Consider the following 18,092-nt stretch of genomic DNA (forward strand, 5'->3'; position numbering starts at 1 on the left):
GGCGCTGCCTCTCACCACGGACCGAGGCGCCCCGGCCCCCTTCGCTCATCAGGAGAGATCCACATGCGTACGTACATCGGTAACCACCAGATCGTGAACCCGGCCGAGTTCGAAGAGCTGGCGCTTGGCTTCGATGAACTGCCCCTCGGACTCGACCGGGATCTGTTCCGGGGCCCGCTGACCCCGGAGACGGCCCAGGAGCGTGCGGCCCGTGAGGCGGTGGCTCGTGAGGTCATCGCGGAGCTGGCCGCGCTGGGTGAGGGCGGGGACGAGATCGCCGCGTGGGACGCGCTCTACGCCGACGCGCTGACCCGCACGGTCCCCTTCCTGCGGGGCGCCGCCCGTGACGCCGGCCGTTCCTCCCGGACGGGAGAAGCGGCATGAGGAACCAGGCCCCCGAGTACGAAGAGCTTCTCGACCACAAGGGCAACCCCCGCGCCGTGGTCGACATGGCGCTGAATTACGAACAGACCCGCTTGATCACGGCCTTTCACGAAGCCGGACACGCGGTCCTGTCGATGGCCTGCGGCATGCACGTCGTCGTGAGCGAGGTCATCGCCTGGCAGCGGCCCGAAGGCTGGTCGGTGACCGGCCGGACCAACACCGACGCCCGGGACATCGACCCGTGGGAGTACGCAGCCGAGTGCGCGGCGGGCGAGTTGGCCAGCCTGCACTGGCTGCGCACCGAGGGGCTGTGGACCCCGGAGCGGGCCGCCTCCTGCGTGGCCGATCATGACCGTGAGCAGGCCATCGACGTGCTTGCCTCCAACGGCTACCAGCTCGGTCGGGACCACACGCCCGAGGGCGGCAAGTCATGGGCTGCCGTGCAGGCGATGGCGGTCGCCCGGATGCACCGCATGTGGGGCGAGATCACCGCCGTCGCACACGCCATGGACGCCCGGGACACGCTGACCGGCGCCGAGATCGCCGACCTGACCGGCCTGACCAACCGTCCGCTGCCGGGCGGTGCGGCATGAGCCACACCCTGACCGCCCTGTCCGCCGCGCTTCCCCTCGCGTCCGGCTGGTCCATGCACACCCTGTGGATGCGGCGCCGGATCGAGGCCGCCCGCCGGGACCCGCTGACTGGCCTGTGGACGCGGGACCCCTTTGAGGAGCGGGCCCGCAAGAGCCTGACCCGAGGGTCCCAGCGTGCCGTACTCGTCTTGGACCTCAACCGGTTCAAGGAGATCAACGACACCTCCGGCCACGCGGCCGGAGACGCGGTCATCCGCGAAACCGGGCGGCGCCTTGACCGGTGGGCCGTGGAACACGCGGGTATCGCCGGACGGCTGGGCGGGGATGAGTTCGCCGCCCTGATCCCCGGCTATGGCATCGACAAGTTGCGCGTCGACCTGTTCATGCTGATCGGCCGTCTCGGCCAGCCGGTGCCGTTCGAGGGACGTCCGATCGAGGTGAGTGCCTCGATCGGGGCCGCCTACTACCGCACCGGAACCGGTGACCTGTCCACGCTGCTGCGCCGGGCGGATGAGCAGATGTACCGGGCCAAGCAGCAGGGCGGGGGCTGGCGCATCGCGCACCGGCTGACCGTCCCCGAGGCGGGCACGACCAACGGCCGCCGCGACGGCCGCCGTGGCACGAACGGGGTGGCGGCATGATGGCAACCCGCAAGGCACTGACCACGGTGCAGAAGGTCGTGCTGACGGCCGCGTTCCTGCCCATGCTCGCCACCGGAGTTGCCGGTGGCGTGGGTACGTACAGCAACATCAGCCGTGCCTACGGCTCGGGCACGGCACTGGGCGCGGTGGCAGCCGGTGAGGGTGCGACCGCCGTTCTGGCGCTGGTGCTGCTCGGGTTGACGATGCTCGGCCAGTCGTCCCCGGGGATCATCCGGATCGGCTTGTGGGCTCTGCCGGCCGCCGCGTCGGTCATGGCGGCCATGGCCGCCGATGACCCGGGCCGCACGGTCATCTACGCCGTGACCCCGATGGGCATGTGTGTGGCGGCCGAGGGCATGGCGTTCTTGGCCCGGCGGATCGTCGTCCACCAGGACGGCCGCGACGCCGAGGCCGAAGCCAAGGCGGCGGCCGTGGTGCGGTCGCTGGCCTACCACCGTGCCCGAGCCGCGAACCACCCGTGGTCATGGGTGCGCAAGTGGTCCGACCAGACGTCGTGGCGGCTGGCCCGGAAAGTCGGGTTGGGGGATGCGTCGTTGGGGGCCCGACTCCTGGATGTCCAGCGCGAGCGGCTCAGCAGCGGTGCGGATGCCGCCCTGGCCGCCATGTTCACCGCCCCCGCAAACCAGCATGAATCATCTGAGTTCATCGTAAATCGGTTGGGGTCTGACCTGCGGGAGTCGGCCGCCGAGGCCCTGCCCGAGGTGGCCGACCTTCCGGCGCTTGAGTCGGTCGACCCGCTGCCGGTGACGTCGCCGGAGTCGGCTGCGGTAGTCGAGCCGGTCGAGGTTCCCCAGTCGGCTCCGGTGAAGTCGGTTGCGGCTGTGGAGTCGGCTCCGCGCCGGGCGACCGGTCGGGTACCGAAGTCGGCCCGCACACCCCGACCGACGCGGGGTTCGGATGAGCTGCTGGATGAGGCCCGGGCGGTCACGGCCAACTGGTCCGATGGTGAGCTGACGGCCGAGGCGATCCGCAAGGCGGTCCGTACGTCGTCAGCCAGGGGCCGTCTGCTGCGTGACGCGCTGAAGGCCGAACGCGCTGCCGTCGCTGAAGCGGTGGCAGCGTGATGGCGGGGGACGGCATACCCGTCTACTCCTGGAGGCTCGCTCCGGACGGGTTGGCCACGCGCCGTCAGCTCCGCGCGGCTGGCCTGCGCCCCGGGGGACAGGACGTGGCGGCTCAGGTGGAGCGACCGCGCTACCGGCGGGGACCGCTGATCGCCTACCTGTACCGCATCGAGCTGGCCAAGCCCGTCCGGCCCATGACCCCGGCCAAGTGGGACGCGCTCGCCCTGGCGATGCTCGCCCGCCGCACCTGCCCCCAGTGCTCCGCCGACGCCGGATACGTCATCCCGGCCTCGCTCGGCATGTGCGTGTCCTGCGCCTACCCCGAAGAACAGCGCGCCGCCTGAAGCAGAGGCCCGGACCCCTCGGTGTCCGGGCGCCTTCCACCCCACTCGCTATGAGGGAGCAGACCCACCGTGTCTGATGTCCATGTCACCGAACAGAGCGAGGACCTGGAGCGTCCCGGCGCCGAGGTCTTCGACATCACCACCAAGCGCCCCACCGTTTCGGCCCCGGCCGCCCCGCCGGCCGATCCGTATGACGATGAGGAGTCGCCGCGGCTGCGGCCGGTCGACTCCCCGGACCTGCCGTCCCCGGGAGTCACGACCTACAAGCGGCTGCCGATCATCCCTTCCTGGCTGAAGTCGAAGCCGGGGTTCGTCTCCACCACCCAGCGCGCCGCGAGCAACGCGTTCTACGCCACCGCCTTCCACGGGATCCGCACCCCCTGGTACATCTACCAGCTCGGGCTGAACGCCCCGCGTGGCGCGGCCCGGCTGGTCCGCGACACCAACGCGTGGGTGTGGGACGCCGAGGCGGCCCCGCTCCGCGCGTACGAGGTCTACAAGGAGAACACCGCCGAGTACCTGAAGCTGTCGCGGCAGCGGGACAGCCGGGTACGCCTGCGGACGCTGGTCACCGTGGTCGGGCTGATCTTCGGTACCGGCTTCGCGCTGACCCTGTACGTCATGGCCCCGGGCTGGCTCGCCGTGTTCGCGTCGGCCGGCGTGCTCGCCGCCGGCTTCTGGGGCGCCCCGAAGGATCAGCCGGTGATCGGCCCTGCCGTGCTGAAGACGGAGCTCCAGAAGCTGACCGGGATGCTCGTGCTTCGGGCGCTGGACAACATCGGCAATGCGAAGCTGTCGGCCGCCATCAAGAAGGGCGGCGACATGAACGGCCTGCGGTTCACGTCGGAGATCACCCGCGACGGGCCCGGCTACCGCGCGGATCTCGATCTCCCGTGGGGTGTCACCCCGGAGGACATCATGGAGGCCCGTAAGCCGCTGGCCTCCGGACTGCGCCGAAAGGTCGGCTCCGTGTGGCCGTCGGCCGATCCGACCGAGCATGAAGGGCGGCTGGTCCTGTGGGTGGGCGACAAGCCCATGAACGAGACCAAGAAGCCCGCCTGGCCGCTGCTGAAGTCCGGGCAAGTGGACCTGTTCAGGCCGGTCGTCTTCGGCAACGACCAGCGCATGGCCGACGTCGCCGTCACGCTGATGTTCGCCTCCGTGGTCGTCGGCTCCATCCCGCGCATGGGCAAGACGTTCCTGATGCGCCTGTTCCTGCTCATCGCCGCACTCGACCCGCGCGCCCAGCTCTACGCGTTCGACTTCAAGGGCACCGGCGACTTCGGCGCGCTGGAGCCGGTCTGCCACCGCTACCGGGCAGGGGACGAGGACGAGGACATCCTCTACGTCCTCGAATCGCTGCGGGAACTGCGTGCCGAGCTGCGCCGCCGGGCGAAGGTCATCAAGTCGCTGCCGCGTTCGCGCTGCCCGGAGTCGAAGGTGACCGCCGACCTGGCCAACGACAAGAGCCTCGGTCTGCACCCGATCGTCGCCGGATTCGATGAGTGCCAGGTCCCCTTCGAGCACGAGAAGTACGGCAAGGAACTCGAAGAGATCTGCACCGACCTCTGCAAGCGCGGCCCCGCCCTCGGCATGGTCACCCTCTTCGGCACCCAGCGCCCCGACGCGAAGTCGCTGCCCACCGGCATCTCCGCCAACGCGGTGCTGCGGTTCTGCCTGAAGGTCATGGGCCAGCCCGCCAACGACATGGTGCTGGGGACCTCGATGTACAAGGCGGGGTACCGGGCCACGATGTTCTCCCGCACCGACCGGGGCATCTGCTGGATGGCCGGTGAAGGGGACGACCCGCGCATCGTCGCCTCCGCGTTCGTGGACGCGGTGGCCGCGGAACAGGTCGTCGCCCGGGCGCGGCGGATGCGCGAGGAGTACGGCAACGTCACCGGCCACGCCATCGGCCAGCAGCCCGAGAGCGGGGAAGCCTCCTTCGACCTCCTCGCCGACATCCTCAGGGTCGTGCCGGCCGATGAGGAGAAGGTCTGGAACGAGAAGGTCGCCGCCCGCCTCGCCTCGCTCCGTCCCGAGGTCTACAGCGGCTGGAAGGCCGAGACGGTCACCACGAACCTCAAGCCGCACGGCATCACCGCGCAGGACGTCTGGGGCTCCACCGCCGCTGGCAAGGGCACCACCCGACGCGGCATCGCCCGCGCCGACATCACCGCTGCCATCACCCTCCGTGATGGCGGACGGTCCGGGGGCTGACTCGCACAGCTGCTAGACCTAGCGGCCATCGCTGCTAGGTCTAGCACCCCCGCTAGCACCCCGAACCGCTCCCCATCAGCGATCTCGCACCTAGCAGCCGACCTGCGAAAACACCGGAAACACCGCCCGGAAGGCACCCCATGACCACCATCCTCCTTGCTGGCGCCTGCCTGTTCGCCATCACTCTCGGTTACATCAGCTTGTGTGCGGGATCGCCGTTCGGCACCTGCCGCAAGTGCAAGGGCTTCGGCTACGCGATGAAGACCGACCGCAAGGGCCGCCTCAAGCGTGGCAAGCACTGCCGCCGCTGCGACGGCCACGGCAAGCGCATCCGCACCGGCCGCCACCTCTACAACCTCTGGCTGCACCTGTACCGCGACGCCAACCCCGCCCCCCGCAAGACGTTCGCCCCGAAGGGATAACCCATGGCCATCACCGTCTCGCTCGTCTTCCTGTTCGGCCTGGTCCTGTACTTCCTCCTCCGCTCCAAGACCCTCGGCTACGGCTCCGCGTTCATCGCCATGATGTTCGGCTTCTTCCTCGCCTCCACCGGAGCCTCCGGCGCCATCGACGAACTCACCACCGCCGTCGTCAACGCCGTCACCGACCTTGGGAGCCAGGGATGAACGAGCCCATCACCTACCGGCACTGGGCACTTGACCTCGCCCCCAAGGCGGCCCCAGCCGTGGCCACCACGACCGTGCTGATCCTGGGCCGGATCTGGAACGCCAACGGCGCCGAGCACTCCGTGGGCAACGCCGCGCTGATGGTCGTCCTCGCCGCCGGAGCGGCGGCGGCCGGCGCGTTCTCCTCCGGCAACCACTCCGGTGGCAGCGTCATCGCCGGAACCGCGTTCGCCGCATCCGGAGGCCTGGCCCTGGCCGGAGTCGCCGGATACGCCGATGGCCTCTCCCTCCCGATCCTCCTCTGGGCGCTGGCAACCGCCGTCGCCTACGGACTCGCCGCCCGCTACTGGCGCACCGACCGCCGCGAGACCGTCACCTACGAGCGGCAGACCATCGGCCGGCGCGAGGACCACGCCCACGTGGAGCGCGTGGAGGCCCTGCGCGCCGGAGCCCAGATCGAGGTAGCCCGCTCCGGCGCCGTCTACGCCGAACAGCTCGCTAACGCCCTCATCACCCGCGCCGCCCTCCCCGGCTTCAACCCGCAGGCCATCACCGGCGCAGGACTGCCCGAACTCCCCGCCAAGCACGACCACTGACCCAAGGAGCACCCGCATGGACATCGACCCCTTCGAGGTCGTGACCCTCTCGATGACCTGGGACGGTTTGGACAAGCCGTACACCCAGAAGGTCACCCGGCTTCAGCTCGGGGAGCTGCTGCTTGAGGTGGACGACATGGCCGTGCAGACCGAAACCGAACAGGAGAACTGACCATGAGCACGAGCCCCACCGTGAGCGCCACGCAGCATCCGACGATGCACACGCAGGTTGACGGTCTCAGCTACCTGCCCGAGCGCGTCAGCGTGATCGCGGCCCTGTCCCACATCCGCAGCGCCCGCAAGAGCCCCAAGAACGTGGACGCGGTCAACGTCTACGCCTTCACCGGCCGCGACGGCATCCCGCTCCACGTGGTCTACATCCACCACACCCCGGGCCGCTGGCACGGAGTCAAGGACGTCATCGACGTCTACGAGATCCCCACCGCCGCGCTCACCGACCTGTAGCTGTGCCCGGGGCGGTCGCCTCTCACCACAAGACCGCGACCGCCCCGGCTTCTCCGTCCCTTCGCAGAAACAGGAGACCCCCAGCATGACGCAACCCACCCCGATCCGGCGATCCCGCCTGCGGGTGCTCGATGCCTACTCGTGCATCGGTGGCGCGGCCCGCGGCTACCAGTACCTCGGCTGGCACGTCACCGGAGTCGACATCAACCCGCAGCCCGACTACTGCGGCGACGCCTTCCACCAGGGCGACGCCATCGACTTCATCCACGCGCACGGCCACGAATTCGACTTCATCCACGCCTCTCCGCCCTGCCAGGGCGAAGGGGCGCCGACCAAGGGCACGAACGCCGCCCGCAACGCCCGCACCGGCCGCAGCCACCCCCGCCTCATCGCCCCGACCCGAGCCGCTCTGGACGTCGTGGGCAGGCCTTACGTGATCGAGAACGTGGCCGGCTCCGAGGTCCGCAAAGACCTGCGGCTGTGCGGCGAACAGTTCGGCCTGGCCGTGCTGATGCACCGCTACTTCGAACTCGGCAACTGGACCACCGCGCAGCCGGCCCACCCCACCCATCGGGGCAGGGTGCGCGGCTGGCGCCACGGCGAATACTTCGACGGCCCCTACGTCGCCGCCTACGGCAAGGGCGGAGGCAAGGCCACCGTCCCCGAGATCCGCGAAGCCAAGGGCATCGACTGGTCCACCGACCACCTCGCCCTGCGCGAGGCCCTGCCGCCCGCCTACACCCGCTGGATCGCCACCGCGTTCCTCACCCGCAGCCAGGAGGCGGCAGCATGAACACCCACCTGTTGAACGCCGCCCTCGCAGCGGCCGAACGCGGCTGGCCCGTCTTCCCGCTCCGCCCCGGAGACAAGCGGCCCGCCGGACACCCCGAGCGCAACTGCCCCGGTACCGGCCGCTGCACGGACGGCCACCGCACCCCCGAACAGCGCGCCACCCTCGACCCCGGGAACATCACCGCGTGCTGGCAGGCGGCCCCGTACAACGTCGGCATCGCCACCGGCCCCGCCGGACTCCTGGTCGTAGACCTCGACATCCCCAAGGACGACGACGGACCCGCGCCCCAGGAATGGGCCGGAGCCACGGATGGGCTCGACGTCTTCGCGATGCTCTGCGAGCGCGCTGGCGAACGGCTGCCGACCGAGACGTTCACGGTGCGCACCCGCCGTAGCGGCCAGCACCTGTACTTCACCGCACCTGCCGAAAAGCAGCTACGTGGGAGCGCAGGGCGCCTGGGGTGGAAGGTCGACACGCGAGCCTGGGGCGGGTACGTGGTCGCCGCCGGCAGCACGGTCGGTACAGGCTCTTACGAGATCATTCACGACGCGCCCCCGGCCCCCCTCCCCACGTGGCTCTGTGACCTCCTCATCACACCGCCCGCATCTGCCCCGGTCCCCGTGGCCGTTCTCCGATCTCGGATCGGGAAGGCGGACCGGTACGCAACGGCCGCCCTGAACGGCGAGGTCGCCAAGGTCGCGGCTGCTGTCACCGGCACCCAGAACACGACGCTCTACAACGCCGCGTACGCCCTCGGCCGCCTCATCGCCGCAGGCACCCTCACCGAGACGGAAGTCACCGACGCGCTCACCGCCGCCGCGCCCCAGGGGCTCGCGCCGTCCCGCATCGCGGCCAGCATCCGCGACGGCATCCAGCGCAGCGCCCGCAACACCCTGGGAGGGGCGGCATGACCACACAGCCCGTGGACAGCTCGGAACTGTGGGCGGGCTTCGAGGCTCTGGACGCTCAGGAGGCAGCGGCTGCGCCGTGGGAGGAGCCGATCCCGCTCACCGCCCGCCGAGAACTCCCCACCTTCCCCACCGAGGTCTTCCCGGCCTGGCTGGGGGAGTACGTGCGCGCGGTCGCCGAGGAGACGCAGACACCCGTGGACATGGCCGCCTCCCTCGCCCTCGCCGTGCTCGGCACGGCTGCCGGGGGACGTGCCGTGGTCCACGTCCGCAGCCGGTGGCGCGAGCCCGTCAACGTGTTCGTGGTCGTCGCGCTCCCGCCGGGCAACCGCAAGAGCGCGGTGTTCAACCTGATGGCCGACCCGCTCTACCGCTGCGAAGCGCTCCTGGTCACGCAGTCCGCTGGCCGGATCGTGGAGGCGGAGATCACCGCCCGCCTCGCCAGGGAGGTCGCGGACAACGCGGCGGCCAAAGCAGCCCGCGCTGACACGGACAAGCGAGACCAGCTCGTCGCGGAGGCCATCGGCCTCGCACAGGCCGCCGAGGCGGTCACCGTGCCGGCCAAGCCCCGTCTGCTGGCCGACGACGCCACCCCCGAGGTCATCGCCTCACTCCTGGCCGAACAGGGCGGCAGGCTCTCCGTCATGTCCGCCGAGGGCGGCATCTTCGACATCATCGCCGGACGCTACTCGGGCACCCCCAACCTGGACGTTTTCCTGCGTGGGCAGGCAGGCGACCGGCTGAGGGTTGACCGCCGGGGCCGTGAGGAGTTCATCGAGTCCCCTGCCCTGACCATGGGCCTAACTGTCCAGCCCTCCGTGCTGGAGGACATTGGCCGCATCAAGGGAGCGAACGACCGGGGCCTGTTGGCCAGGTTCTTCTACTCCCTGCCGACTTCGCTCGTCGGGCACCGCACGATCCTGCCCGACCCGATCCCGGACGCGGTGGCCGCCACCTACGAGGAGAACATCACCGCGCTGACCATGTCGCTGGCCGACTGGACGGACCCGGCGGTACTCCAGCTCTCCCCCGAAGCGGGTGACGTCCTCGTGGCGTTCGAAGAGCGCCAGGAACCGCGGCTGCGGCCCCGTGGCGGCGACCTCGCTCACGTCGGGAACTGGGCCAACAAGCTGGGCGGTGCAACCTGCCGCCTGGCCGGGCTGCTCCACCTCGCTGCTCACCCGACCAACGGGCACACCGAGCCCGTCAGCGCGGACACCATGCGTGGAGCGGTGAAGTTGATCGACTACTTCACCGGTCACGCGCTGGTGGTCTTCGACCTCATGGGCGCGGACCACACTGCCAACCGGGCCCATGCCGTGCTGGAGCTGCTGCGCACTCAGCAGTGGAGCGAGGTCAGCAAACGCGACCTCATGGTGAAGCTCTCCCGCTCCGAGTTCCCCACGGTCGCTGATCTGGATCCCGCGCTGGAGCTGCTGGACGACCACGGGTTCATCCGCTGCCAGCCCGTCCAGCGCTCCGGAGGCCGGGGCCGGCCGCCGTCCCCGCGCTACCTCATCCACCCCCAGCTCAGCGACCCGACCGCCTGACCCCCGCCACAGAAACCACAGAATCACAGAAATAGGCCCACCCCGCCCCTGACCTGGGCAAACGGCGTCATGGGCGGCCGGAAGGCCGTCGCCACAGAAACCCACGGAAGTCCCACACAAATACCCGCCCACCCCCGGGCCCTTATTTCTGTGGGACTTCCTGCGGTTTCTGTGGCGGACCACCTCCACAGAGGTTTCCGCAGCTCAGGCCCCCTGCCCCGGGTTTCTGTGTATTCCGTGGTTTCTGTGGCGGCCCGCCAAGGAGCGAGCCCATGCATGACGCCCATGACGCCGTGTCCCACGCGGCAGATCCAACGCTGGTGCTGCTGACCGTCGAGGAAGCCGCCCGCCGACTCCGCGTCGGCAGAACCACCTGCTTCGCGCTGATCCGCACTGGCGCGCTGGAGTCCGTCCTCATCGGTGGACTCCGCAGGGTCCCGGTCGATGCGCCGGCCGAATACGTGACCCGCCTCCGCACCCTCCAACACGCGGCTTGACGGCCACCCGAGACAGGAGTCTGCCTGTGGCAGAGACAAGCAAGAAGGGCACCCGCCGTGCCAACGGCGAGACCGCGATCTACTTCGGGAAGGACGGACGCTGGCACGCCAGAGTGCCGATGGGCTACCGGGACAACGGTGAGCCGTACCGGAGGCACATCACCCGGCTTACGGAGGATCTCCTCATGGAGGAGGTCAAGCGGCTGGAGAAGCAGCGTGACCAGGGGACTGCCCAGCAGCCCGGAAAGTTGTGGACGGTCGAGAAGTGGCTGTGGCACTGGGTGGAGAACATCGCCAAGGAATCCGTCAGCGAGAACACCTACGACGGTTACGAGGTGGCCGTTCGGGTGCACCTCGTACCCGGTATCGGCAAGCACCGGATCGACCGCTTGGAGCCGGAGCACCTGGAGAGCCTGTACCGCCGGATGAAGGCGAAGGGCAGTAAGCCCGCCACGGCCCACCAGGCTCATCGGACCGCACGTACGGCGCTGGGAGAGGCAGTACGACGCGGCCACGCCGCGAAGAACGCCGCCGCGCTGGCGAAGCCGCCACGTGTCGAGGAGGCCGAAGACGAGATCGAGCCCTACTCGGTCGAGGAGATCCAGAGCCTGCTGATCGAGGTGAACAAGCGCCGCAACAGCGCCCGCTGGATGCTCGCCCTCGCGCTCGGCCTGCGGCAAGGGGAGACGCTCGGGCTCCGGTGGTCCGACGTGGACCTGGAGAACGAGTACCTGAAGCTCCGCCGGAACCGGCTGCGGCCGAAGTACGCGCACGGGTGCAATGAAGCTGCCCCGTGCGGCCGGAAGGCCGGGTACTGCCCCCTGCGAAGCCAGGTGCGGCGCGAGACGAAGAACACCAAGTCGCGCGCCGGACGCCGTGCGGTGCCCCTGCCGGGGCCACTGGTTCGGATGTTCCGGGCTCACAAGGAGGTCCAGGCACGCGAACGGAAGGCGGCCGGCGACCTGTGGACTGAGTCCGAGTACGTGTTCACAAAGCCGCTCGGCGGTCCGCTCAGCCCGAACACGGACTACCACGACTGGAAGAAGCTCATCGGAGACGCGGGGGTGAGGGACGCACGTCTCCACGACGCACGGCACACCGCCGCGACCGTGCTCATGCTGCTGGGGGTTCCGGACAGGGTCATCGACCAGATCATGGGCTGGGAGGCGGGGACCTCTTCCCGGATGCGTGCGCGGTACCTGCACGTGCCCGACGCCATGCTGAAGGATGTGGCCCAGAAGATCGGGGAGGCCATCTGGGGCCCCTCGCAGAAGGCCCTTGTGGACAAAGACCAGGACAACGAGGTCTGAGGAACGAGGAAGAGCCCCACCGCAAGCGGTGGGGCTCTTCGACGTATTGCCCGGTGAGAGCAATGGCGGAGGATACGAGATTCGAACTCGTGAGGGGTTGCCCCCAACACGCTTTCCAAGCGTGCGCCCTAGGCCACTAGGCGAATCCTCCGCGGCAAACAATACAAGACGTTGAGGGGTGCTCGCGAACGTGATCGTCGGGCGGGCCCGAACGGGGTCCTGGTCGGGGTCCCGGTCGGGGTGCGGGTCGGGTCCCCGTCGGGGTCCCGGTCGGGTGCGGGTCGATTCCGGGGCCCTCCATCCGCTAGGGTGGGGCCCAGCCCCTCACGTGGCGCTATCTCACCCAACTCCCCCAGGGCCGGAAGGCAGCAAGGGTAAGTGGGCTCTGGTGGGTGCGTGGGGGGCCCTTTGCGTTCCGGGACGGGTCTGCGGGCCACCGTTGTCGGTGGGCCCGGATAACCTCGTAGACGTGTCGTCCCTTGCGCTGTACCGCCGCTACCGCCCCGAGTCGTTCGCCGAGGTCATCGGGCAGGAGCATGTCACCGACCCGCTGATGCAGGCCCTGCGCAACAACCGGGTCAATCACGCGTACCTGTTCAGCGGACCGCGAGGCTGTGGCAAGACCACCAGCGCGCGCATCCTCGCCCGCTGCCTGAACTGTGAGCAAGGCCCCACGCCCACCCCCTGCGGGGAGTGCCAGTCCTGCCGCGACCTCGCGCGCAACGGGCCGGGGTCCATCGACGTCATCGAGATCGACGCGGCCTCGCACGGTGGTGTGGACGACGCCCGTGACCTGCGCGAGAAGGCCTTCTTCGGGCCCGCCTCCAGCCGGTACAAGATCTACATCATCGACGAGGCGCACATGGTCACCCCGGCGGGCTTCAACGCCCTGCTGAAGGTGGTCGAGGAGCCGCCGGAGCACCTCAAGTTCATCTTCGCCACGACCGAGCCCGAGAAGGTCATCGGGACCATCCGGTCCCGGACGCACCACTACCCCTTCCGCCTCGTGCCCCCCGGCACCCTGCGGGACTACCTCGGCGACGTCTGCGGCCGCGAGGGCGCCCACGTCGAGGAGGGCGTGCTCCCGCTCGTCGTGCGCGCCGGAGCCGGATCCGTCCGTGACTCCATGTCCGTCATGGACCAGCTCCTGGCCGGCGCCACCGAGCAGGGTGTGACGTACGCCATGGCCACCTCGCTCCTCGGGTACACCGACGGCACCCTCCTCGACGCCGTCGTGGACGCCTTCGCCGCCGGGGACGGGGCCGCGGCCTTCGAGATCGTGGACCGGGTGGTGGAAGGCGGCAACGACCCGCGCCGCTTCGTCGCCGACCTGCTGGAGCGGCTGCGCGACCTGGTGATCCTGGCCGCCGTGCCCGACGCCCGGGAGAAGGGGCTCATCGACGCCCCGGGCGACGTGGTCGAGCGGATGCAGGCCCAGGCCTCCGTCTTCGGGGCCGCCGAGCTGTCCCGGGCCGCCGACCTGGTCAACACCGGGCTCACGGAGATGCGCGGGGCCACCTCGCCGCGGCTGCAGCTGGAGCTGATCTGCGCCCGCGTGCTGCTGCCCGCCGCCTACGACGACGAGCGTTCCGTGCAGGCGCGGCTCGACCGGCTGGAGCGCGGCGGAGCGGCCTCGGCCGCCGCTGCCTTCGCCCCGGCTCCCGCCATGGGCTACGTGCCCGGGCCGGAGGCCCACGCGATGGCCCCCGCGTCGGTACGGACCCCCGCGCCGCAGACTCCGCCGCAGCAGGCCCCCGTCCACCAGGCCCCGGCCCCGGTGGCTGCGCCCGAGCCGGTGGCCCCCGCCGCCGCTCCCGCCGCTGCAGCCCCCGCACCCGGCGCCTGGCCCGGCGCGGCCACCCCCGGCGCCCCCGCGGCCCCGGCTCCGGCCCCCGCCGCCGGTGCCTGGCCCGGCGCCGCGCAGCCCGGCGGCGGCGCTCCCGGTGCCTGGCCCGGCGCGGCCACGCCCGGTGCCCCGGCGGCCCAGGCCCCGGCTCCGGCCGCGGGTGCCTGGCCCGGCGCCGCGCAGCCCGGTTCCGGTGCGGCTCCCGCAGCCGCCCCCGCGGCGCCCGCCCAGGCCCCCGCGGCCCCGCCCGCTGCCGCCCCGGCCCCCGGCATGGCCGCCGGCGCCGGGCAGATCCAGGCCATGTGGCCGGCCGTCCTGGACGCCGTGAAGAACCGACGCCGCTTCACCTGGATCCTGCTCAGCCAGAACGCCCAGGTGGCCGGCTTCGACGGCAGCACCCTCCAGCTCGGCTTCCCCAACGCCGGAGCCCGCGACAACTTCGCGAGCAGCGGCAGCGAGGACGTGCTCAAGGCGGTGCTCGCCGAGCAGTTCCAGGTCACCTGGAAGATCGAGGCCGTGGTCGGCGGGGGAGCCCTGCCTCCGGCCCCCGCGTCCGGGGCCTCGTACGGCGCTCCGGCCGCGCCCGCCTACAACCAGCCGCCGGCCCAGCAGGCCCCGCAGCCGCCCCAGCAGGCGCAGCAGCCCCCACAGCCCCAGCAGGCGTACCAGCAGCAGCCGCAGCAGTCCCAGCCGCCGCAGCAGCAGTCGTCGTACCAGCAGCAGCCGCCCCAGCAGTCCCAGCAGTCCCAGCAGCACCAGCCGACCCACCAGGCGCCCCCGCCGGTCGCCCCCGAGGACGACATCGCGGAGGCCGACGACCCGGACCTCGTCGACACCGCACTGAGCGGACACGACCTGATCGTGCGCGAGCTCGGCGCCACCGTTGTAGAGGAATATACGAACGAATAGGGGGCCCGGCTTGGGTGCCCGCACGAAGGGCACCCGGGAACGCGGGCTAGTCTTCATGGCGTGAAGGTCCTCGTCATCGGCGGCGGCGCCCGCGAACATGCCCTGTGCCGCTCTCTGTCCCTCGATTCCGACGTCAACGCGCTGTACTGCGCTCCCGGCAACGCCGGCATCGCCGAGGTGGCCGAGCTCCGCCCCGTCGACCAGCTCGACGGCGGAGCCGTCGCCCGCCTCGCCACCGAACTCGGCGCCGACCTGGTCGTCGTCGGCCCGGAGGCCCCGCTCGTCGCCGGAGTCGCCGACGCCGTGCGCGCGGTGGGCATCCCCGTCTTCGGCCCGTCCGGCGAAGCCGCGCAGCTGGAGGGCTCCAAGGCCTTCGCCAAGGACGTGATGGCGGCCGCCGGAGTCCCGACGGCCCGCAGCTACGTGTGCACCACCCCCGAAGAGGTGGACGAGGCCCTCGACGCCTTCGGCGCCCCGTACGTGGTCAAGGACGACGGCCTCGCCGCCGGCAAGGGCGTCGTGGTCACCGAGGACCGGGCCGCCGCCCGCGCCCACGCGCTGGGCTGCGACCGCGTGGTCATCGAGGAGTTCCTCGACGGTCCCGAGGTCTCCCTCTTCGCCATCACCGACGGCGTCACCGTGCTGCCGCTCCAGCCCGCGCAGGACTTCAAGCGCGCGCTCGACGGCGACGCGGGCCCCAACACCGGCGGCATGGGCGCGTACTCGCCCCTCCCCTGGGCCGACCCGAAGCTCGTCGAGGAGGTCATGGCCTCCGTCCTGCAGCCGACCGTGGACGAGCTGCGCCACCGCGGCACCCCCTTCTCCGGGCTGCTCTACGCGGGCCTCGCGATCACCTCGCGCGGCACGCGGGTCATCGAGTTCAACGCCCGCTTCGGCGACCCCGAGACCCAGGTGGTCCTGGCCCGGCTGCGCACCCCGCTCGCGAGCGTGCTGCTGGGCTCCGCCAACGGCACCCTGGACACCCTGCCCCCGCTCAGCTGGCGCGAGGAAGCGGCCGTCACCGTGGTCATCGCCTCGCACAACTACCCGGAGACCCCGCGCACCGGGGACCCCATCACGGGCCTGGCCGAGGTGGCCGAGCTGGACGCCCCGTACGCCTACGTCCTGCACGCCGGGACCCGTACCGAGGGCGATGCCGTCGTCAGCGCGGGTGGACGCGTGCTGTCGGTGACGGCGACCGGTTCCGATCTGGCGGAGGCCCGGGACAGGGCGTATAAGGCGGTCGCGCGGATCGGGCTCGACGGCTCGCAGTACCGCACGGACATCGCGGAGAAGGCCGCAGACCAGCGCTGATCGGCGGGTACTTCACGGCAGCGGGCCCGGTGCGCACTCGGTGCGGCCGGGCCCGCGTGCGTGCTCGCGTGCGAGTGCATCCAGCCGCGTTCGAACGCACCCAGCTTTACCCAAAGCCATTCCATCGGGTGATCGTCACCCGGTCTGCCTGACGGCCGCCCGTGTCCCAACTATGGTGCGGCGCAAGCATTCCGGCTCTCATTCCGGCACATGGCCCACCGGCATTGCGATGTCAGTGGGCGGTGTCACAGTGGGGGAGTGAGCAACGCCGCCGCATGGCAGAGGGGGTGAGGTCCGGCCGTGTCCGGAACCGGTTCGATCGCTGAAGTGGGTACGCCGTCCGCGCGTTCCCGTGCCTTGGCCGTGCTGCGTGTGCGCAGCAGGGCGCTGGCCGTCGGGCTGCTGCCCGCCGCCGTGGCCGTGGTGCTGGTGAGCGCCCGTACGACGGGCCGGCTCGCCGGTGACCCCTGGCCCGCCGTGACCCTGGCCGTGTGCGCCGTCGCCGCCTTCGTCCTGCTCGTCGGCGGGATCTTCGCCGCCGTCGTCCTGCGGGCGAGCCCCGCCATGACCCCGACCGTCCCGCTGTCGGAGTCCGCCGCCCCCGATCTCTACCGGCTCGTGCGGGACCTGGCGGACCGGATGGGCGTGCCGGCCCCCTCCGCGATAGCCCTGACCCCCGACTGCGACAGCTGGCTGGAGGACCGCACGCACGCGGCGCACCGCCGTGCCCGCGGCCGTACGGCCATATCCGGCGGAGCAGGCGGTCCGGAGTCCGAGCCCGGCGCCGCCCCGGTGCTGGTGATCGGCTCGCCGTTCCTGTGGTGGATGAGGGTCGCCGAGCTCCGGGCCGTCCTCGCGCCCGTCGTCGCAGGCACCGGCCCCTCCGCGCACCCGGACATAGCCGACGCCCGTGGATTCGTACGGGGCCTGGACGCCGCCGTGGACGTGGGCGGCCGGCGCTTCCTCGGCTGGATCGCCGCCCCCGCCCGGCTGCTGCTGCGGCTGTGCCGGGTGGATGCCGCCGAGATGGAGCGCGGGGTCGCCGCCGCGGCCTCGGACCGTGCACAGGGTGTGGACTACGCGCTGCGCATCGCCGCCCAGGAGCAGGTCGGGCTGGCGTACGCCGGCTGGGACCGGCTGCTGACCCGCGTCGCCCTGCCCGCCTGGCGGATGGGCCGCTGGCCGGCGCACCTGGACGCGGGCGTCGTCTCCGCACTGACCGAGCTGTCCCGCCGCGACCGGCTGGCCGACGGGTTCACCTCGCGCCTGGGCGAGCGCCCGGCGTGCGATCTGCTGGACCAGCCGGGTGCGGTGGACGAGGCCGTCTCGCTGCTGGCCGCGCGGCTGTTCCACGGCGGACCGGCCGAAGCCGGTCCGGACTGGTCGCCGGTGGACTGGGCGGCCTATCCGGAGGAGGTCGTCGACCGCAAGTGGCGCACGGAGGCGGCCCGCCTGCTGGCCGCCCTGGACGCGCTGTCGGCTCCCCCGGTGCCCGCCGCCTCCACGGTGGAGCGGGTGCTGACCCATCTGACCGAGGCCGACGCCGACGCCCTGGCGGGCCGGCTGAGCGGTGATCTGGCGCGGGAGGCCGTCCCCGCCGTGGCGGCCGCCGCCGCGGGCCGCGGGGCCGACGCGCTGCCGCTGTTCCCGCTGGAGGCTCCGCGCAGCGGGCGGGACCTGCTGGCGGACCACGTCGTGGCGCTGGTGTGCTGCGCCGCGGTCGACTCCGCGGGAGGCGAGCCCGGGCTGGACTGGCTGGACGGGCCGGTCCTGCTGGTGTCGGGGGTGCGGCGGGCCGATCTCGCCGGACCGGTGCTGTCGCTCGTGGAGGACCGGGACCCCGGCCCGCTCCGGGACTGGCTCGCGGAGGTCGGCGTACGCCCGGAGAAGCCGGTCCGCCTGGTCTAGGCCGTCGAAATTTTCGCGACGAACGGTGACGGAGTGCGTGCGTTATGTGATGTGCTGGGTACTGGTCGCGGCGTTCGGGGGAGCGAGGGAGGGGAGCAGCGGT

General features: G+C 71.4%; 19 protein-coding genes, 1 tRNA gene and 1 other RNA gene. 20 read left to right on the forward strand and 1 reads right to left on the reverse strand.

Annotated elements, in window-relative coordinates:
- Nucleotides 1-63: 63 nt before the first annotated feature.
- The 16 genes from ACZ60J_RS30175 to ACZ60J_RS30250 all read left to right on the forward strand — a co-directional run bounded on the left by ACZ60J_RS30175 (nucleotide 64) and on the right by ACZ60J_RS30250 (nucleotide 12,012).
- Nucleotides 64-384, forward strand: coding sequence for a hypothetical protein (locus ACZ60J_RS30175; protein WP_469686669.1), 321 nt, complete (start codon nucleotides 64-66; stop codon nucleotides 382-384).
- Nucleotides 381-977 (forward strand): hypothetical protein, encoded by a 597-nt coding sequence (locus ACZ60J_RS30180; RefSeq protein ID WP_469686671.1) that lies wholly within the window; start codon nucleotides 381-383, stop codon nucleotides 975-977. The genes ACZ60J_RS30175 and ACZ60J_RS30180 overlap by 4 nt, the downstream gene beginning before the upstream one ends.
- Complete coding sequence (locus tag ACZ60J_RS30185) at nucleotides 974-1,618, forward strand: GGDEF domain-containing protein (RefSeq protein ID WP_469686673.1); 645 nt, start codon at nucleotides 974-976, stop codon at nucleotides 1,616-1,618. The genes ACZ60J_RS30180 and ACZ60J_RS30185 overlap by 4 nt, the downstream gene beginning before the upstream one ends.
- Complete coding sequence (locus ACZ60J_RS30190) at nucleotides 1,615-2,703, forward strand: conjugal transfer protein (RefSeq protein WP_469686675.1); 1,089 nt, start codon at nucleotides 1,615-1,617, stop codon at nucleotides 2,701-2,703. Before ACZ60J_RS30185 ends, ACZ60J_RS30190 begins: the two co-directional genes overlap by 4 nt.
- The gene (locus ACZ60J_RS30195) at nucleotides 2,703-3,047 is read left to right on the forward strand and encodes an RRQRL motif-containing zinc-binding protein (RefSeq protein ID WP_469686780.1); all 345 of its coding nucleotides are present in this window, start codon (nucleotides 2,703-2,705) and stop codon (nucleotides 3,045-3,047) included. The genes ACZ60J_RS30190 and ACZ60J_RS30195 overlap by 1 nt, the downstream gene beginning before the upstream one ends.
- A 69-nt stretch (nucleotides 3,048-3,116) precedes the next feature.
- A complete protein-coding gene (locus ACZ60J_RS30200; RefSeq protein ID WP_469686676.1) occupies nucleotides 3,117-5,267 on the forward strand; it encodes a cell division protein FtsK in 2,151 nt (716 codons plus the stop codon).
- A gap of 140 nt (nucleotides 5,268-5,407) precedes the next feature.
- Nucleotides 5,408-5,689: a hypothetical protein gene (locus ACZ60J_RS30205; protein WP_469686678.1), complete on the forward strand. Its 282-nt coding sequence runs from the start codon at nucleotides 5,408-5,410 to the stop codon at nucleotides 5,687-5,689.
- A 3-nt stretch (nucleotides 5,690-5,692) separates the two neighbouring features.
- The gene (locus ACZ60J_RS30210; protein ID WP_469686680.1) at nucleotides 5,693-5,893 is read left to right on the forward strand and encodes a hypothetical protein; all 201 of its coding nucleotides are present in this window, start codon (nucleotides 5,693-5,695) and stop codon (nucleotides 5,891-5,893) included.
- Entirely contained in the window at nucleotides 5,890-6,489 is a 600-nt protein-coding gene (locus ACZ60J_RS30215; RefSeq protein WP_469686682.1) for a hypothetical protein, read from the forward strand. Before ACZ60J_RS30210 ends, ACZ60J_RS30215 begins: the two co-directional genes overlap by 4 nt.
- 16 nt (nucleotides 6,490-6,505) lie before the next feature.
- Nucleotides 6,506-6,661 (forward strand): hypothetical protein, encoded by a 156-nt coding sequence (locus tag ACZ60J_RS30220; RefSeq protein WP_469686683.1) that lies wholly within the window; start codon nucleotides 6,506-6,508, stop codon nucleotides 6,659-6,661.
- Between the two features lie 2 nt (nucleotides 6,662-6,663).
- A complete protein-coding gene (locus tag ACZ60J_RS30225) occupies nucleotides 6,664-6,954 on the forward strand; it encodes a hypothetical protein (RefSeq protein WP_469686685.1) in 291 nt (96 codons plus the stop codon).
- 85 nt (nucleotides 6,955-7,039) lie between these two features.
- Nucleotides 7,040-7,747 (forward strand): class I SAM-dependent methyltransferase, encoded by a 708-nt coding sequence (locus ACZ60J_RS30230; protein ID WP_469686686.1) that lies wholly within the window; start codon nucleotides 7,040-7,042, stop codon nucleotides 7,745-7,747.
- On the forward strand, nucleotides 7,744-8,658 hold the full coding sequence (locus tag ACZ60J_RS30235; protein ID WP_469686688.1) for a bifunctional DNA primase/polymerase: 915 nt from the start codon (nucleotides 7,744-7,746) through the stop codon (nucleotides 8,656-8,658). Before ACZ60J_RS30230 ends, ACZ60J_RS30235 begins: the two co-directional genes overlap by 4 nt.
- Nucleotides 8,655-10,205, forward strand: coding sequence for a YfjI family protein (locus ACZ60J_RS30240; protein ID WP_469686690.1), 1,551 nt, complete (start codon nucleotides 8,655-8,657; stop codon nucleotides 10,203-10,205). The genes ACZ60J_RS30235 and ACZ60J_RS30240 overlap by 4 nt, the downstream gene beginning before the upstream one ends.
- A 272-nt stretch (nucleotides 10,206-10,477) precedes the next feature.
- On the forward strand, nucleotides 10,478-10,702 hold the full coding sequence (locus ACZ60J_RS30245) for a helix-turn-helix domain-containing protein (protein WP_469686692.1): 225 nt from the start codon (nucleotides 10,478-10,480) through the stop codon (nucleotides 10,700-10,702).
- 26 nt (nucleotides 10,703-10,728) lie between these two features.
- Entirely contained in the window at nucleotides 10,729-12,012 is a 1,284-nt protein-coding gene (locus ACZ60J_RS30250; RefSeq protein ID WP_469686693.1) for a tyrosine-type recombinase/integrase, read from the forward strand.
- Nucleotides 12,013-12,075: 63 nt separating this feature from the next.
- Here the strand turns inward: ACZ60J_RS30250 and ACZ60J_RS30255 are convergent.
- Nucleotides 12,076-12,163, reverse strand: a tRNA-Ser gene (locus ACZ60J_RS30255).
- A gap of 165 nt (nucleotides 12,164-12,328) precedes the next feature.
- Between ACZ60J_RS30255 and ffs the strand changes: the two genes are divergently transcribed.
- The 4 genes from ffs to ACZ60J_RS30275 all read left to right on the forward strand — a co-directional run bounded on the left by ffs (nucleotide 12,329) and on the right by ACZ60J_RS30275 (nucleotide 17,989).
- An RNA gene (gene ffs / locus ACZ60J_RS30260) (signal recognition particle sRNA small type) lies at nucleotides 12,329-12,423 on the forward strand.
- 58 nt (nucleotides 12,424-12,481) lie between these two features.
- Nucleotides 12,482-14,767 (forward strand): DNA polymerase III subunit gamma and tau, encoded by a 2,286-nt coding sequence (locus ACZ60J_RS30265; protein WP_469686695.1) that lies wholly within the window; start codon nucleotides 12,482-12,484, stop codon nucleotides 14,765-14,767.
- A 60-nt stretch (nucleotides 14,768-14,827) separates the two neighbouring features.
- The gene (purD, locus tag ACZ60J_RS30270) at nucleotides 14,828-16,081 is read left to right on the forward strand and encodes a phosphoribosylamine--glycine ligase (protein WP_469686696.1); all 1,254 of its coding nucleotides are present in this window, start codon (nucleotides 14,828-14,830) and stop codon (nucleotides 16,079-16,081) included.
- A gap of 300 nt (nucleotides 16,082-16,381) precedes the next feature.
- Nucleotides 16,382-17,989 (forward strand): M48 family metalloprotease, encoded by a 1,608-nt coding sequence (locus ACZ60J_RS30275; RefSeq protein WP_469686698.1) that lies wholly within the window; start codon nucleotides 16,382-16,384, stop codon nucleotides 17,987-17,989.
- The last annotated feature ends 103 nt before the right edge of the window (nucleotides 17,990-18,092 follow it).

Source organism: Streptomyces sp. NPDC104226, assembly GCF_055584085.1.